The organism is Bacillus sp. SIMBA_005 (genome assembly GCF_046535585.1).
GTDB lineage: Bacteria > Bacillota > Bacilli > Bacillales > Bacillaceae > Bacillus > Bacillus pumilus.
On sequence record NZ_JAWRWI010000952.1, the window covers coordinates 1 to 246 of the forward strand.

At 74.4% G+C, this 246-nt stretch carries 1 pseudogene; it reads left to right on the plus strand.

The annotated features are described in order from the left end of the window. Nucleotides 1–54: 54 nt before the first annotated feature. Nucleotides 55–246: pseudogene (locus tag SB660_RS22915) on the plus strand (hypothetical protein); the annotation flags it as partial.

Here is a 246-nt window from a genome sequence, read left to right on the forward strand (position 1 = left end):
CGCGCTGTGGCCCACGCTGCGGCGTCTGCGCGCCGCACGGGGACGCGCCCCGCAATGAGCGCGCGCGCCAGCGGAACGCCGGCCGCCGCATCGGCGCTGCGGCCGATGCGTGTCGACGATCTCGACCTCATCATGCCGATCGAGCGGCGCGCGTATCCGTTCCCGTGGACGGTCGGCATCTTCCACGACTGCCTGGCGGCGGGCTATCCCGCGTGGGTGCTGCACGACGCCGACGGCATCCTCGGG